At 67.8% G+C, this 15,474-nt stretch carries 14 protein-coding genes and 1 pseudogene; 7 read left to right on the top strand and 8 right to left on the bottom strand.

Going from position 1 to position 15,474, the window contains the following annotated elements; all coding sequences use genetic code 11:
* Positions 1–75 precede the first annotated feature (75 nt).
* Positions 76–621, bottom strand: coding sequence for a low molecular weight phosphatase family protein (locus WAX14_RS00840; protein ID WP_422626201.1), 546 nt, complete (start codon positions 619–621; stop codon positions 76–78).
* Positions 622–790: 169 nt separating this feature from the next.
* On the opposite strand from WAX14_RS00840, the gene WAX14_RS00835 reads away from it, so the two are divergent.
* Positions 791–1,318 carry a MarR family winged helix-turn-helix transcriptional regulator gene (locus WAX14_RS00835; protein ID WP_422626200.1) on the top strand — a complete coding sequence of 176 codons (528 nt, stop codon included), beginning with the start codon at positions 791–793 and terminating at the stop codon, positions 1,316–1,318.
* 87 nt (positions 1,319–1,405) lie between these two features.
* On the opposite strand, the gene WAX14_RS00830 is transcribed toward WAX14_RS00835, so the two are convergent.
* The 7 genes from WAX14_RS00830 to WAX14_RS00800 all read right to left on the bottom strand — a co-directional run bounded on the left by WAX14_RS00830 (position 1,406) and on the right by WAX14_RS00800 (position 10,545).
* Complete coding sequence (locus WAX14_RS00830; RefSeq protein WP_422626199.1) at positions 1,406–2,182, bottom strand: enoyl-CoA hydratase; 777 nt, start codon at positions 2,180–2,182, stop codon at positions 1,406–1,408.
* Entirely contained in the window at positions 2,179–3,087 is a 909-nt protein-coding gene (gene mmsB, locus WAX14_RS00825; RefSeq protein WP_422626198.1) for a 3-hydroxyisobutyrate dehydrogenase, read from the bottom strand. Before mmsB ends, WAX14_RS00830 begins: the two co-directional genes overlap by 4 nt.
* A 1-nt stretch (position 3,088) precedes the next feature.
* Positions 3,089–4,147 (bottom strand): enoyl-CoA hydratase/isomerase family protein, encoded by a 1,059-nt coding sequence (locus WAX14_RS00820; RefSeq protein WP_422626197.1) that lies wholly within the window; start codon positions 4,145–4,147, stop codon positions 3,089–3,091.
* Positions 4,144–5,298 carry an acyl-CoA dehydrogenase family protein gene (locus WAX14_RS00815; protein WP_422626196.1) on the bottom strand — a complete coding sequence of 385 codons (1,155 nt, stop codon included), beginning with the start codon at positions 5,296–5,298 and terminating at the stop codon, positions 4,144–4,146. Before WAX14_RS00815 ends, WAX14_RS00820 begins: the two co-directional genes overlap by 4 nt.
* Positions 5,299–5,321: 23 nt before the next feature.
* Positions 5,322–6,854, bottom strand: a complete 1,533-nt coding sequence (locus WAX14_RS00810; protein WP_422626195.1) for a CoA-acylating methylmalonate-semialdehyde dehydrogenase — start codon at positions 6,852–6,854, stop codon at positions 5,322–5,324.
* A gap of 131 nt (positions 6,855–6,985) precedes the next feature.
* Entirely contained in the window at positions 6,986–7,738 is a 753-nt protein-coding gene (locus WAX14_RS00805; RefSeq protein WP_422626236.1) for an SWIM zinc finger family protein, read from the bottom strand.
* 2 nt (positions 7,739–7,740) lie between these two features.
* Positions 7,741–10,545: a DEAD/DEAH box helicase gene (locus WAX14_RS00800; RefSeq protein ID WP_422626194.1), complete on the bottom strand. Its 2,805-nt coding sequence runs from the start codon at positions 10,543–10,545 to the stop codon at positions 7,741–7,743.
* A gap of 108 nt (positions 10,546–10,653) precedes the next feature.
* On the opposite strand from WAX14_RS00800, the gene WAX14_RS00795 reads away from it, so the two are divergent.
* The 6 genes and pseudogenes from WAX14_RS00795 to WAX14_RS00770 form a co-directional block, all read left to right on the top strand.
* Positions 10,654–11,556, top strand: coding sequence for an NADP-dependent oxidoreductase (locus WAX14_RS00795; RefSeq protein ID WP_422626193.1), 903 nt, complete (start codon positions 10,654–10,656; stop codon positions 11,554–11,556).
* Positions 11,557–11,632: 76 nt separating this feature from the next.
* The gene (locus WAX14_RS00790) at positions 11,633–11,959 is read left to right on the top strand and encodes a hypothetical protein (RefSeq protein WP_422626192.1); all 327 of its coding nucleotides are present in this window, start codon (positions 11,633–11,635) and stop codon (positions 11,957–11,959) included.
* 126 nt (positions 11,960–12,085) lie between these two features.
* Complete coding sequence (locus tag WAX14_RS00785; protein WP_422626235.1) at positions 12,086–12,745, top strand: HNH endonuclease family protein; 660 nt, start codon at positions 12,086–12,088, stop codon at positions 12,743–12,745.
* A gap of 189 nt (positions 12,746–12,934) precedes the next feature.
* Positions 12,935–14,304 (top strand): annotated as a pseudogene (locus tag WAX14_RS00780) (cytochrome P450).
* A 49-nt stretch (positions 14,305–14,353) separates the two neighbouring features.
* The gene (locus tag WAX14_RS00775) at positions 14,354–15,172 is read left to right on the top strand and encodes a shikimate 5-dehydrogenase (RefSeq protein ID WP_422626191.1); all 819 of its coding nucleotides are present in this window, start codon (positions 14,354–14,356) and stop codon (positions 15,170–15,172) included.
* A gap of 69 nt (positions 15,173–15,241) precedes the next feature.
* Positions 15,242–15,474: benzoate/H(+) symporter BenE family transporter (locus WAX14_RS00770; protein WP_422626190.1), on the top strand; the 233-nt coding region annotated here is incomplete at its 3' end.

Raw genomic sequence — 15,474 nt, 5'->3', positions numbered from 1 at the left:
GCTGATACCCGGGTCGACCGACGCCGGCGACCGTCAGGCGGGGCGTGGGACGGCGTCGAGCAGGGGCAGACGCCGTCAGGCAGGGGCAGACGGCGTCGGACGGCGGCACGGCGCGATCTGGGTGAGTAGTGGAAACAACGCCTCCGCGATGCGGTCGCCCACCTCCATGAACGCGCGATCGGACAGGCCGACCGGATCGGCGATGCGCTGCGCGTCCGCCGTGACGCTCGGGTCGCGAAAGACGTCGAGCCTCGCGACGGTGTCCGCGCCGGTCAACATCGCGATGCGATGTGCTTCGGGGAGCGTGAAGGATTTCGGTGAGGCGCCTGGAGCGAGCGTGGATGCCCGGTCTCGCTGATCGTCGGTCATCGCCAGGATCAGATCCGCTGCCGCCACCATGCGTTCACTGAGCCGACGGGCCCGGAAACCGGTGGGATCGCCGCCGAGGCCACTGATCACCGCGGCGGCGCGCGGTTCGACGGGGTAGCCTGCGAGACCGCGGATCCCCGCGCTCTCCGCGGTCAGTTCGGTCAGGCCGCACTCGACTGCGTACGCGCGGGTGAGCCGCTCCGCGATCACCGAACGACACACGTTGCCGCTGCAGACGAACAAGATGTGCACGGGGCGGGACTCTATCGGGCGCGAAACCCGCGGCAACAACGCATAGTTGGCGGCCATCACCGATACATCGGACGTTCCGGCAGTAGACATCCACCGTTTACCGCCGCAGCGGCCACCCGATACCACGTCCACAACCCGACCTGGCATTCCGCCGTGGGATGATCGAGATATGCCTGCACCGCTACCGCTCGACCCGATCGCCGAAGCGCACCGCCAGTGGACCGACCACGGCTGGGGTGAGGTCGCGGACGGCATGGCCGTGGTGACCTCGTTGATGCGGGCCCAGCAGATCCTCATGGCGCGGGTCGAAGAGGTACTCAAACCGTTCGGCCTGACCTTCGCCCGCTACGAGTTGCTGACGTTGCTGCACTTCACCCGCAGCGGGGCCCTTCCGATGGCCAAGGCCAGCGCGCGACTGCAGGTGCATCCGACGAGCGTGACGAACGCCGTGGATCGGCTCGAGTCGGCGGGCCTGGTGCGCCGGACCCCGCATCCGAGCGATCGTCGCGCGACGCTCGTCGAACTCACCGACAGTGGTCGGGCGTTGGCGATCGAAACGACGGAGAAACTCAACGCCGAGGTGTTCGCCCGGCCCGGTGTTCCCGACGATCAACTCGAGCCGCTGTTGCGCATCCTCGCCGGGATGCGGCACGGTGCCGGTGACTTCGACACCGGCGACACCCCGACGAAATGGTGACGCACTTCCGGTCCGAGAGTGACTGCGGATTCATCGAAAATGGCTGCGGGACCGACTCTTCCGAGACGGTCCCGCAGTCGTTTTCGTTCAGCCGTGCGTGAACTCCGGTGTGCGCTTGTCGATGAACGCGGCCATGCCTTCCTTCTGGTCGGCGGTGGCGAACGTCGAATGGAACACGCGCCGTTCGAACTTCACGCCCTCGGCGAGGGTGGTTTCGAATGCGCGGTTGACTGCTTCCTTCGCCATGATCGCCGCGGGCAGCGACATCGACGCGATGGTGGCCGCGGTCTCCAGTGCAACATCGAGCAGTTCGGCGGCAGGGACGATACGTGACACCAAGCCGGCGCGTTCGGCTTCCTCGACGTCCATATTGCGGCCGGTCAGACACATGTCCATGGCCTTCGCCTTGCCGACGGCGCGGGTCAGACGCTGCGACCCGCCGATGCCGGGGATGACACCGAGCTTGATCTCCGGCTGACCGAACTTCGCGGTGTCCGACGCGATGATGAAGTCGCACAGCATCGCCAGTTCGCAGCCACCGCCGAGCGCATATCCGGAGACCGCGGCGATGATCGGGGTACGGGCGTGCGAGATCTTGTCCCAGTCCGAGAAGAAGTCCTCGCTGTACGCCTCGGAGTAGGTCTTCGGTGCCATCTCCTTGATGTCGGCTCCGGCGGCGAACGCCTTCTCCGAGCCGGTGATGACGATCGCGCCGATCCCGCGGTCCGCGTCGAGTTCCTCGACGGCCGCGACCACTTCGCGCATCAGCCGGCTGTTGAGCGCGTTGAGTGCCGTGGGCCGGTTGAGGGTGATCAGACCCACGCGGCCTGTGCGGTCGAGCAGGATGGTCTCGAAGTCGGTCACTGGTTGTCCTCTGCGGTCGAACGGGCACGGATGTCGGTGACGATGGCGGAGAAGTCGAGCCCGCCACCGCCGCCGGTGTTGAAGCGATGGTAAAGCTCTGCCGCGCGCAGACCCAGTTCGCCCTCCACACCGTTGGCCCGCAGCGCGTTCGCGGCCAGGCCGAGGTCCTTGTCCATGAGCGCGGCGGCGAAGCCCGGCTGGTAGTCGTTGTTCGCCGGGGTGGTCGGGACAGGACCGGGGACTGGGCAGTTGCTGGTCAGCGCCCAGCACTGGCCGGACGCATTGGAGGCCACATCGAACAGCGCCTGGTTGGTCAGGCCCAGCTTCTCGCCGAGTACGAACGCCTCACTGATCGCGATCATCGACACACCGAGGATCATGTTGTTGCAGATCTTCGCGGCCTGCCCGACTCCGGAGGCACCGCAGTGCACGACCTTGCGGCCCATGACGTCGAGCAGCGGTTGCGCGGTAGTGAAGTCGTCCTCGGAACCGCCGACCATGAACGCGAGGGTGCCCGCGGTGGCGCCGGCGACGCCGCCGGACACGGGTGCGTCGATGGCGCGGTGCCCGGCTTTGTGGGCGCGGTCGGCGGCTTCGCGGGCGTCGGCGACGTCGATGGTGGAACTGTCGACGAACAGCGTGTTCGCCTTGGCCGCGGGCAGGATGTCGTCGTAGAGATCGAGCACGAGGTTGCCGTTGGGCAGCATGGTGACGACGATGTCGGCGTCGCGGACGGCGTCGACGGCGGAGGCCACGACGGTCAGTCCGTCCGCGGTCGCCTGTTCCTGCGCGGCAGGTACCGGATCGAACCCGGTGACCCCGTATCCGGCTTTGACGAGGTTCGCGGCCATCGGCCCGCCCATGTGGCCGAGACCGAGGAATGCGACGGCGGGGAGAGCACTCATGTCATTCTCCTTCGGGTGCGGCAAGCCCGAGTTCGAGCTCGCCGAGCGACTGGAAGTAGGCGTCGACGTCGGCGGCGGTCACGTCGGCGAGGGTGGCCGGCGACCATCGCGGATTGCGGTCCTTGTCGACGACCTGGGCGCGGATGCCTTCGACGAGATCGTGTGAGTTCAGGGATGCCAGCGAGACCCGGAACTCCTCGTTCAGGACCTCCTCGAGCGACGCGGCGGTGCGTGCGTGCCGCAGCGACCGCAGGGTGACCTTCAGTGCGACCGGTGACTTGCCGAGAATCTGCTCGGCTGCGGCTCGGGCTTCTGCTGTGTCCGCGAACTGCAGTCGTTCGACGATCTCCTCGACGCTGTCCGCCGAGTAGGCGGTGTCGACCCACGATTGCTGTGCGAATAGTTCGGATTCCGGTGCAGAGCAAGAGTATTCGGAGAGCGCATCGTCGAGTCCGACCGTCCCGATCGCGGCGACGAACTTGTCGAGTGATTCGGACGGGACGAAGTGGTCGGCGAATCCGAGGGCGATCGCGTCACCGGCCTTCATCCGTCCGGTGGTGAGCGCGACGTGGGTGCCGAGTTCGCCGGGGGCACGCGAGAGCAGGTAGGTGCCGCCGACGTCCGGGATGAACCCGATGCCGACCTCGGGCATGGCGATGGTGGAGCGTTCGGTGACGATCCGCACGTTGCCGTGCGCGGAGATGCCGACGCCGCCGCCCATCACGATGCCGTCCATGATCGCCACATACGGCTTCGGATAGCGGCCGATCGCGGCGTTGAGGATGTATTCGTCGCGCCAGAACTCCTGCGATCCGGTGCCGCCGTCCTTGGCATCGTGGTAGATCGACACGATGTCGCCACCGGCGCACAGACCTCGCTCCCCGGCACCGTCGACGACGACCGCGGTGATGGTGTCGTCGACGGACCATTCGAGGAGCTTCTCGGCCATGATCCGGACCATGCCGTGGTTGAGCGCGTTGATGGCCTTGGGTCGGTTGAGGGTCAGGCGGCCGACCCCGTCCACCACCTCGGCGAGAACTTCCGGTTCCTGCCCGGTCATGCCACTCCTGTCTGCGCCGAGGCCACCACGCTGCGCGCGACGACCACCCGCATGATCTCGTTGGTTCCTTCCAGGATCTGATGCACGCGCAGATCCCGCACGATCTTCTCGATACCGTACTCGGCGAGATAGCCGTAGCCGCCGTGTAGTTGCAGCGCCTCGTTCGCTGCGTCGAATCCCGCGTCCGTGGCGAAACGCTTTGCCATCGCGCACAGTTCGACGACGTCGTCGGCGCCCTCGTCGAGCGCGTCCGCCGCCCGCCACAGCAGGGTGCGGGCTGCCTCGAGTTCGGTGCGCATGTCCGCGAGGCGGAACTGCAGCGCCGGGGAGTCGAGCAACCGCTCGCCGAACGCCGTGCGTTCGGCGAGGTAGCCGACGGTCCGGTCGAGGGCGGTCTGGCCGCCGCCGACCGAGCACGCGGCGATGTTGAGGCGACCGCCGTTGAGGCCCTGCATCGCGATGCGGAAGCCTGCTCCCTCGGGCCCGAGCAGGTTCTCGGCCGGCACCCGCGCACCGTCGAAGATCACCTGCCGGGTGGGCTGGGCGTTCCAGCCCATCTTTTTCTCGTTCGCCCCGAAGGACAGACCGGGGGTGTCCTTCGGGACGATGATCGCGGAGATGCCGCGCGGGCCGGGTTCGCCGGTCCGCACCATGACCACGTACACGTCGGAGGCGCCGGCGCCGGAGATGAACTGCTTGGCGCCGGTCAGCACGTACTCGTCACCGTCGCGGACGGCCTTGGTGCTCAAGGCCGCCGCGTCGGAGCCCGCGCCCGGTTCGGTGAGGCAGTAACTGCCCAGATGCTCCATCGAACACAGCCGCGGCACCCAGCGCTCACGCTGATCGTCGGAGCCGAACTTGTCGATCATCCACGTGACCATGTTGTGGATGGACATGTAGGCGGCGATCGACGGACAGCCCTTGGCGAGTTCCTCGAAGATGCGGACCGCGTCGAGCCGGCGCAGCCCCGAGCCGCCCACGTCTTCCCGGATATAGATGCCGCCCATGCCGAGAGCTGCGGCCTTGCGCATCACGTCGATCGGGAAGTGCTTGTTCTGGTCCCATTCCACGGCATTCGGGGCAAGGTACTCGGTCGCGAAGTCGCGGGCGGTGTCGCGGATCGCCCGGTCGTCGTCGGTGAGGGTGAACATGGTGGTCCTGTCTCGATCCGTCGTCAGTCCATCGTGGGGATGACGAAGTGGTCGGTGTCGCCCACGTGGGCACCCTCGAGGTCGCCCTCCTTGACACCGGACGGCCAGCGCTGCGTGATGGTCTTGGTCTTGGTGTAGAAGCGGAAGGCGTCCGGGCCGTGCTGATTGAGGTCGCCGAAGCCGGAGGCCTTCCAGCCGCCGAAGGTGTAGTACGCGATCGGCACCGGGATCGGGACGTTGACGCCGACCATGCCGACCTCGACACGGCGGACGAAGTCGCGGGCGGTGTCGCCGTCGCGAGTGAAGACGGCGACGCCGTTGCCGTATTCGTGTTCGGTGGGCAGCCGCAGCGCTTCCTCGTAGTCGGCTGCGCGCACGACGGTGAGGACGGGACCGAAGATCTCCTCGCGGTAGATCGTCATGTCGGAGGTGACCTTGTCGAACAGGGTGGGACCGGAGAAGAATCCGTCCTCGTGGCCGTCGAGGACCAAGCCGCGGCCGTCGATGACGAGTTCGGCGCCTTCCTCGACGCCCTTGGCGATGTAGCCGTGGACGCGGTCGCGGGCCTCGGCCGTCACGAGCGGACCGAAATCGGCCTTCTCGTCGGTGCCGGGACCGACGCGCAACTCGGCGATGCGTTCGGTGAGTTTGGCGACGAGCCGGTCCGCGGTGTCCTGACCGACGGGTACAGCAACGGACAGGGCCATGCAGCGTTCACCGGCGGCACCGAACGCAGCGCCGACGAGCGCGTCGACGACCTGATCCATGTCGGCATCGGGCATGATGATCGCGTGGTTCTTCGCGCCGCCGAAGCACTGGGCCCGCTTGCCGTTCTTCGCGGCGGTTTCGTAGATGTACTGTGCGATCGGCGTGGAGCCGACGAAGCCGAGGGCCTTGACACGCGGGTCTTCGAGCAGGACGTCGACGGATTCCTTGTCGCCGTTGACGACGTTGAACACTCCGGCGGGCAGGCCGGCCTCGAGGAAGAGTTCCGCGAGACGCAGCGGGACCGAGGGGTCGCGTTCGGAGGGCTTGAGGACGAAGGCGTTGCCGCTGGCGAGAGCCGGGCCGGCCTTCCACAGCGGGATCATGGCCGGGAAGTTGAACGGGGTGATGCCGGCGACGACACCGAGCGGCTGACGCATCGAGTAGACGTCGATGCCGGTACCGGCGGAGTCGGTGAATTCCCCCTTGAGCAGGTGCGGGGCACCGAGGCACACCTCGATGACCTCGAGTCCCCGCTGGACGTCGCCGCGGGCGTCGGGGATGGTCTTGCCGTGTTCGCTCGACAGGAGCGCAGCGAGCTCGTCGATGTTGTCCTGCGCGAGCTGGAGGAACCGCATCAGCACCCGGACCCGCTTCTGCGGGTTCCACGAACCCCACACCTTCTGGGCCTCTTCGGCGTTCGCGATGGCGGCTTCGACCTCGGCCTTCGTGGCGAGCGGGACGCGCGCCTGAACTTTGCCGGTGCTGGGTTCGAAGACGTCCGCGAAGCGTCCGGACGTCCCGGCGACGTGTTCGCCGCCGATGAAGTGGGTGAGTTCACGAATGCTCATGGTCGCGAGTCCTTTGCTGATCGGTTGCGGACGTGGGCACCCGACAGTGCCCCTAAAGTCTGTGCTCATCCTATAGTTGGAAGTCCATGTATGTCTACCGTCACATGCCGCGGGCCGCCGAACCCGCCGCGTCAGCGCAGGCGACGGTAGAGATCCTCGAGATCGGACACCGCCCGGATCACGACGGCCTCGTCGGTACCACCCGCGCGCAACGCACGCCGCAACAGCATCGGGTCCAGATCCTCGAGCGCGGGCCGGAACCGTTCCATCGGCAACTCCGGCAATTCGGTGTCGTCACCGTAGAAGTCATCGGACGGTGGCGCCGCGTCGACACCACCGATCAGCATCCCGAGACCGACACCACGCAGCGTGAGCACCGACAACGGGTCCTCGTCGACATGTTCGGCAAGCAGATAGGCCACCGCCGCCGCATGCTTGCACGGCCACCCGTCGTCGGGGCACGTGCAGTCGAAATCCAGTTCGCCGGCGCGGCGCGGCAACAGCAGCGGCCCCAACTCCTCCGGCAACGCGCCGGCCGCCAGGCGCGCCAGCATGCCGGGCGCCGACCGCACCTGCGCGATCAACGCGGCGCTCGCATCGTCGTCGAGAGCCCGCACCGTGACGGTCGCGGTGAACGGACGCAACTGACTGCCCTGCACATCCCCGACCACCGAGCCCGGTTCGAGACGCAACGACAGTACCTGCCCCGAGCGCGCGTAGGTGCGCCCCCGCGCCAACCGGGCCTTGTCGGCAACCTTCTCCATCACGCCGATCAGTTCCTTCGACCACCAACTGCGCCCGATCGCGCCGCGTTTGGTGCGTGCCTCGATACCACCGTCGACCCGAATCGGTCTGGGTCGGTCGCGGAAATCGTTTCGAGACATATTCATTCACCCACCGCGTCGTCGCTCAGAGCGAGCAGGGCATGGAGCTGATCGGTGGACAACTCGGTCACCCAGTTCTCCCCCACCCCCACCGCAAGGTCCGCGAGTTCCTGTTTACCGGTGAGCATTTCGTCGATTCTCTCCTCGACCGTGCCGACGCACAGCAGCTTGCGTACCTGCACGTCGCGTCGCTGACCGATCCGAAATGCCCGGTCGGTGGCCTGGTTCTCCACCGCAGGATTCCACCAACGATCCAGGTGCACAACATGATTGGCCGCGGTCAAGTTCAAGCCGGTTCCGCCGGCCTTGAGCGAGAGCAGCATGATCGGCGGTCCGCCCGGTTCCTGAAATCCGGTGACCATCGCGTCACGGCGACTCTTGGACACCCCGCCGTGCAGGAAGGGCACGTGGGTGGAGAACCGCTCGGCGAGATACGGAGCGATGAGCTCACCGAACTCGCGGAACTGGGTGAACAGCAGAACCTTCTCGCCGTCGGCGAGCACCGATTCGACGATGTCCTCGACCAGGCCCAGTTTGCCGGAGCGATGCCGGCCTCGGCGCAACACCGGAGATCCGTCGGCGAGATAGTGCGCCGGGTGGTTGCACACCTGTTTGAGCCGGGTCAGTGCCGCGAGGACCGCACCCTTGCGGGCCATACCCTCCTTCTCCTTGATCTTGCGCATCATGTCGTCCACGACCGCCCGGTACAGCGCGGCCTGCTCGGCGGTGAGGTTCGCGCGGACGGTCTGCTCGAACTTCTCCGGCAGGTCGGCGATCACATCCGGGTCGGTCTTGACTCGGCGCAACACGAACGGAGCGGTCAGCGCCCGCAGTCGGGCCGCTGCCGCGGCGTCGCGTTCACGTTCGATGGGCACCGCGAAGCGCGCCCGGAACGACGTCGCCGAACCGAGCAACCGCGGATTCGCGAAATCGAGGATCGACCGCAACTCCTCGAGCCGATTCTCCACGGGGGTGCCGGTCAACGCGATCCGATGCGAAGCCGCCACCGCGCGAACCGCACGCGACTGCGCCGTGTTCGCGTTCTTGACATGCTGCGCCTCGTCGAGCACCACCCGATGCCACGGCAGTGCCCGCACATGCGCGAGATCGCGGGCGACGATCGAGTAGGTGGTGATGACGAGGTCGCTGTCGTCGACCGCGGCGGCCAGGTCGTCGTCCCGCAGCCTGCCCGACCCGTGGTGCACGTGCACCCGCAGGTCGGGGGCGAATCGCGCGGCCTCGCGCTGCCAGTTGCCGACCACCGACATCGGGCACACCAGCAGCGTGGGCCGAACCCGCCCCGGCATACGGTCCCGTTCGTGGACCAGCAATGCCAGCACCTGCACGGTCTTACCGAGACCCATGTCGTCGGCGAGCACCGCACCGAGACCGAGACTGCTCATGAACGCCAACCAGTCCAGACCACGCTGCTGGTACGGACGCAGAGTCGCGTTCAGACCGTCCGGCGCCGGAACCGGCTCCGGACGCGCCTGGCCGTCCAGCAGCGTCGCGACCCACCCGGACGCACCGATGTCGGTGACCTCGACCGGCGGCACATCGTCGCCGGTGAACTGGGCGAACAACGAACCGAGCGTGGTGTCCCGCCCAGAATTGCGGGTCACGTATCGGGCGGCCTGGGCCAGCGCCGCCGCGTCCGCCTTCACCCATTTGCCCCGCAACTTGACCAGGTCGCTGTTCGCGGCGACGAGTTCTTCCATTTCACCGGCGCTGAGCAGCATGTCACCCACGGCCAACTGCCATTCGTACGACACGATCGCGTTCATGCCGACCGCGCTCTCCTCCGCTGCGACCGGAGCGGCAGCGGATTCCACGCGCAACCGCAACGACGGTTCGACGGTCGACCACGCCCGCGGCAACAACAGCGACACGTCGGCATCCTGAAGTACCCGCGCGCCGTGCTCGACCAGGTCGATGACGACGGGCGTGGGCAACAGCAGATCCAGACTGTCGGGGTCGCGGGGCACATCCTGCAGTCGCGGGTAGGCCTTCAATGCGGTACCGAGCTTTCGGATGCCGATCTGCAGCAGTTCCGCGTCGGTGCCGCCGACCGGTACCGGTACCGGAGCCTGCCCCTCCGACCGCAGACACACCTCGAGCCGCCACAGGGCGCCGGCGGGATCGTCGCCTTCGTCCGGTTCGACGAGGCGCAACACCAGGTCGGGTTCGTTGCCGGACAGACTGGCCCGCCATTCGGTCAGTGCGTCGGCCATGCGCTGACTGCCGCCGTGATGCGGAGTCGCTTCCGACAGCGCCGCGATCAGCGGATGCAGCGACGTGCCGGACCCGAGCATCGCCCGGGTGATCGGATCGGTCAGCTCGGTACACAGGTTGTCGAGTAGCGCCGACGGCGTCCCGAGCTGTCGCTGAACCGGCGGCATCGCCGCAACCAATTCGGCCTTCCATGCGCGGGCCCGGTCGCCACCGAGCAACTGCCACCGCACCCACCACTGCTTCTCCGCGCGGTGCATCTCCGGTGCGACCCGTCCGGCCTGTGCCCACCGTTCGATGCCGCGGGCGACGTGCGCGAGAAAGCGAAGGTCACCGGAGACGCCGGACGCTCGGCGCGGAAGGTCGAGCAGGAGCTCGGCGGCATCTGCCGGGGCGACGGCGATCGCGGGCAGCGTCCGCGGCTCGTCGTCGCCGGGCAATCGCAGCTCGACACGATGCCGAAACGGGCGGTCGGTCCAACGCCGCAGCGCCGACGGAAGCGCGTCGTCGTCGTGTGAAACGGAAGGGTCGCGCCACAGCAACAGACCCGATCCCGGTGACCAGACCCCGTGCAACATGCCCACCATGGTGCCAGGAGTGGGCGGCTGCGCCGCCCGTGTGCCGTTTGGGCCCCTGCTGGGTCCCAAACGGCACACGGGTGGCGGCGCCACCTTACGCTGGGCGACATGCCCCTCGCCTACGGTTTCGCCGAGTACGGCGGCCCGGACACCGAGCAGTTTCTCGACCCCGAGGTTCCCCGGCCCGGACCCGGACAGTTACTGGTGGCGGTGCACGCGGCAGGCGTCGATCCCGCCGATTGGAAGGTCCGCGCAGGAACCCGCAAGGACACCGTCCCGGTGACATTGCCGGCGGTGCTGGGCAGGGAAGTTTCCGGTGTCGTCACCGCCGTCGGCGACCGCGTCGACGGGTTCGCGGTCGGCGACGCGGTGTTCGGCTCGACTGCCACCGGGTTCGGCGGATACGCCGAATACACACTGCTCAACGCGCACAGCGCCGCACACAAGCCGGAGCAGGTGAGCTTCGCCGCCGCCGCCACCATCCCGGTGGCAGTGGGCACCGCCTTCGACATCGTCGACGCGCTCTCCGTCTCGGATGCCGACACCGTGCTCGTCATCGGCGCAGGCGGAGGCGTCGGATCCGCTGCCACCCAACTCGCACGCGCGCGCGGGGCGGCCGTGTTGGGGGTCGCGTCGGCAGGCAAACAGGATCTGGTGGAGGCCAACGGCGCCACCTGGATCGAATCCGGCGACGGCGCGACCGGCCACGCCGCCGGCACCACCGCGATCGTCGATCTGGTCGGCGGCACGACACTTCGGGCATTCGCCGCGTCGGTCCCGGAGGCACGGATCGTCAGCGTCGCCGACCCGTCCGGCGCGACCGACCTGGGCGGTGCCGGGGTGCAGCGGCGTCGCACCACCGAGGTGTTCACGACCGTCGCGGCACTGATCGCCGACGGTACCGTGGACCCACACATCGAACGAACATTTCCGCTGCTGGAGGCGGGTGCGGCGCTCGCCGTCGTCGAGGGCGGTCACGCACGCGGCAAAGTCGTCGTCACCGTTCGCTGAACACGCCAACCGATCCGGCGCGTGTCGTGAGGACGCCTGGGACACTGGCGGACAGGTCTCTCACCAGGAGTTCACCATGTCGATTCTGATCCAGGTCCTCGAACAGACCTACAGCTCCAATACGCCGTGGGAGCAGGTCAAGTACGCGTTCGTCGATTCCGGTCATGTCGCCACGCTGCGACTGGACGGCCAATGCGGGGTGTGGCTCGACGGCAGCAAACACGGCGAGTCCCATCGACTGGCCGCGACCGCCAGTCCCGAGGAGGCGATCTTCTTCCTGCTCACGGTGTTCGATCGGATCGCCCAGTGCAAGCAGAGCGGCGGATCCTGGATCGTCGGCCACGACGGCCGCACGGTCGCCTCGATCCATGCCGCGCGGTTTCCGCTGACCGTCGACGGATAACGGCCGGGCCGACAACGACGCGGCCGTCACTCGCTCTCGGCTGTCGGTGCCTGCTGCGACGATCGCGCGGTGCGCGGGGGCAATAAGATCTGGATTCTGGTGGTGACGGTCGCGGTCGCCGCATCGATGCTGTGGGAGCGGGCCGAACCGTCGGGGCCGGCGCCAGGCAGTCCGTCCCGCGAGGAGCTCGGACAGTTGCTCGCGAGCGTCACCGTGGTATTCGAGCGCCCACACGTTCCCGGCTATCAACGCGGCTGCGACGCCGGTGAAGCATGCGCGTTCGGTCCGGCGTGGTCGGACGACCATCCCGGTCGCGGTGGGCGCGACGGCTGCGACACGCGCAACAACGTGCTCGCCCGCGACCTGCGCGACGCCACGTTCCGGCCAGATGCTCGCACCTGCGTCGTCCTGTCGGGGGCACTCGACGACCCGTACACCGGAACCCGAATCATGTTCCACCGCAACAACGCCCGAGCCGTCCACATCGATCACATTTTTCCGCTGGCGGCGGCGTGGGATCTCGGGGCGGCGACATGGCCACCGGCTCTGCGTCGGCAGTTCGCCAACGACATCGACTTCAACCTGGTAGCCGTGGACGGAACTGCGAACGAGGACAAGCGCGACCACACCCCCGCCGACTGGCTCCCGCCCGAACCCGGCACCCGATGCTGGTTCGCCGGAAAGTATCTGACGGTCGCGGTGCGGTACGGACTGCCGGTGACCGCAGCCGACCATCGTACGCTCACCGACGCGGCCGCCACCTGCCCCGACGCGAACCCTGCCTGAGCACGGACGGATGCCGATACATCTCGAACGCGGAAAACGCATGTTCGACGACGATGCGCTGACGACCGGATCCGAGTGCGCGAGTCCGCCTCGTCCCCTCGGTCGCGTATGACCGATTCATCTGGACGCGTTGGGCTCCCCCCTCCCGGGGGGATGGTGACGGACACCGGATGAGATCACACTGGGAACATGGCCAGGACAAGTGAGCAGTCCCGCAGCTATCCCATCGCTCCCGACGTGCCGATGCCGTGGCTCACCCGCCTGCGGGCGGTGCGCAGATTCGACACCGGGCTCGAGCAGATCCGTGACGCCGGCGGACCGGTCGCGCTCGTGCACCTCGGACCGACAGGACGGTTCCCGACCGTCGCGATCGTCACGTCGCCACAGGGGGCACACGACGTCCTCGGCGGTGCGGACGGCGCGTTCGACAAGGAAATGGTCGTCCACGTCGAGAATCGTGTGTGGGCCGGTACCAATCTGTTCAACCTCGCGCATGAACCGTGGCTGGGGCAGCGCCGTGCACTGCAGCCGCTGTTCACCAAGCAGCACGTCGCGGTGTACGCCGAGTGCATGGCCGAGAGCGCCCGTGTGCTCGCGGAGTCCTGGGCCGCCGCCGGTTCGATCGATCTCGACCTGGAAACACGAAGTCTCACGCTGGGTGTCCTCGGGCAGTCCCTGTTCGGGATCGAACTCGGCGACCGCGCCGAGACCCTCGGGCGCCCACTGGCCCACACCGTGCAGTTCGTCGCGAGTCGGTCGCTGCAACCGGTTCGCGCGCCGACGTGGATGCCGACACCGGCGCGGCATCGGTTCCGCACGGCGAAGGCATCCGTCGACAGGGTGATCGACGACGCGATCGCCGCTGCCCACGATCCGAACAGTCGAGCCGAGTTGATTCGGCGGTTCTTCGACATCATCGATCCGGCCACCGGTGCACCCTTCACCGATGATGCGATCCGTCACGAACTCGGGGCATTCCTGTTCGCCGGGCACGACACGACCGCGACCACGCTGGCGTACACCCTGTGGGTGCTCGGACGCGATCATGTGATCCAGAACCGGGTGGCCGACGAAGCGGCCGCGGCCGCCGATCGCCCTTGCAGGTGGCGGATCTCGCCGCGCTGCCGTACACGGTCCGGGTGATTCACGAGTCCCTGCGGATGTGCCCACCCGCGGCGACTGTTGGACGAATGGCCATGCGCGATGCCGTCGTCGACGGCTACCGGGTGCCTGCCGGCACGAACGTCGCAGTCGGAATCTATGCGCTCCACCACGATCCGCGGCTCTGGGTCGACCCGGAGAGATTCGATCCGGACCGGTTCACGCGGGAACGGTCAGCGGGGCGCGACCGCTGGCAGTATCTGCCGTTCGGGGGTGGACCGCGGACGTGCATCGGCGATCACTTCGCGATGCTGGAGGCGGTGCTGGGGTTGGCATCGATCATCCGGTCCGTGCGCGTCGAATCCGTCGCCGAGACGTTCCCGCTCGCGACACCGTTCACGGCGGTCGCGGCCGGTCCGGTTCCGGCTCGTGTCAGCGCCCGGGTGACCGCGGCCTGAGGAGGTGGTGCACCCGGGCATCCGGTCGCGGGCGGGTTTAGATTGTGTCATGGCCTCGCGGATCACCAAGGACACCCGGTTGTGCATCTCCCTGTCGGGCCGTCCCAGCAACATCGGCACCCGATTCCACAATTGTCTGTACGACGAACTCGGGCTGGACTACGTGTACAAGGCGTTCGCACCCACCGACATCAAGGCTGCGGTCGCGGGCATGCGGGGGCTCGGTATCCGAGGTGCCGGTGTGTCGATGCCGTTCAAGGAGAAGGTGATTCCGCTCGTCGATGTGATGCACGAGTCGGCCCGGGCGATCGATTCGGTGAACACGATCGTCAACGAGGACGGGGTGCTGCACGCCTACAACACCGACTTTCAGGCGGTGCTCGATCTGCTCGTCGATCAGCGGGTCGATCCGACGCTGCCGGTCGCGGTCGCAGGTAGCGGCGGCATGGCCAAGGCAGTCGTCGCGGCGGTGCACGCACACGGCTGCGCCGACGTGACCGTGGTCGCCCGGAACGAGACCGCAGGCCGGGCGCTCGCCGGCCGGTACGGATTCGCTTGGCGCGGCGACGTCGACGACTGCACGCCTGCCGTCCTGATCAACGCGACGCCCGTCGGTATGGCAGGCGGGCCGGAGGCCGAGTCGTTACCGTTCCCAACCGCCGTGATCGAGGCGGCAGCGGTGGTCGTCGACGTGGTGGCGATGCCGCCCGAGACCCCGCTGCTTCGGGCGGCACGCGCGCACGGTCACCCGGTCATCTCCGGGGCCGAGGTGATCGCGTTGCAGGCAGCGCTGCAATTCGCGCTGTACACGGGGGTGACCCCGACACCCGCGCAGGTTCGGCGGGCATCGGAGTTCTCCCGCTCCTGACGAACCGACCGGGCGAACCCGCCGGACTTGTGCACGCCCAGGCATGCACGTTGCGGAAGAATCCGGTCGATGACCACCGATTCACGGCTCCCGGCGCCACTCTCCCAGCCGATCGGCGCCGGGATCGTCACCGCACTGGTCGGGTTCACAAGTTCGTTCGCGGTCGTCCTCACCGGGCTGCGCGGGGTGGGCGCATCCGAAGCCGAAGCCGCATCCGGTCTGCTCGCGCTGTGTGTGACGCAGGGAATCGGCATCCTGTGGCTGGCCCGCCGCTATCGCACTCCGATCACCCTGGCCTGGTC

The sequence above is a fragment of the Rhodococcus sp. (in: high G+C Gram-positive bacteria) genome (assembly GCF_049299235.1).
In the GTDB taxonomy this organism is placed as follows: Bacteria; Actinomycetota; Actinomycetes; order Mycobacteriales; family Mycobacteriaceae; genus Rhodococcus.
Note: the sequence above shows the minus strand (reverse complement) of the source record. Positions and strands in the feature narration are given on the sequence as shown.

Bases quoted from the DNA above. Each gene is read 5' to 3' on its own strand.
- WAX14_RS00785 (WP_422626235.1), top strand. From the start codon at position 12,086: ATGCTGTGGGAGCGGGCCGAACCGTCGGGGCCGGCGCCAGGCAGTCCG.
- mmsB (WP_422626198.1), bottom strand. From the start codon at position 3,087: ATGAGTGCTCTCCCCGCCGTCGCATTCCTCGGTCTCGGCCACATGGGC.
- WAX14_RS00800 (WP_422626194.1), bottom strand. From the start codon at position 10,545: ATGTTGCACGGGGTCTGGTCACCGGGATCGGGTCTGTTGCTGTGGCGC.
- WAX14_RS00835 (WP_422626200.1), top strand. From the start codon at position 791: ATGCCTGCACCGCTACCGCTCGACCCGATCGCCGAAGCGCACCGCCAG.
- WAX14_RS00810 (WP_422626195.1), bottom strand. From the start codon at position 6,854: ATGAGCATTCGTGAACTCACCCACTTCATCGGCGGCGAACACGTCGCC.
- WAX14_RS00775 (WP_422626191.1), top strand. From the start codon at position 14,354: ATGGCCTCGCGGATCACCAAGGACACCCGGTTGTGCATCTCCCTGTCG.
- WAX14_RS00820 (WP_422626197.1), bottom strand. From the start codon at position 4,147: ATGACCGGGCAGGAACCGGAAGTTCTCGCCGAGGTGGTGGACGGGGTC.
- WAX14_RS00815 (WP_422626196.1), bottom strand. From the start codon at position 5,298: ATGTTCACCCTCACCGACGACGACCGGGCGATCCGCGACACCGCCCGC.
- WAX14_RS00795 (WP_422626193.1), top strand. From the start codon at position 10,654: ATGCCCCTCGCCTACGGTTTCGCCGAGTACGGCGGCCCGGACACCGAG.
- WAX14_RS00805 (WP_422626236.1), bottom strand. From the start codon at position 7,738: ATGTCTCGAAACGATTTCCGCGACCGACCCAGACCGATTCGGGTCGAC.
- WAX14_RS00790 (WP_422626192.1), top strand. From the start codon at position 11,633: ATGTCGATTCTGATCCAGGTCCTCGAACAGACCTACAGCTCCAATACG.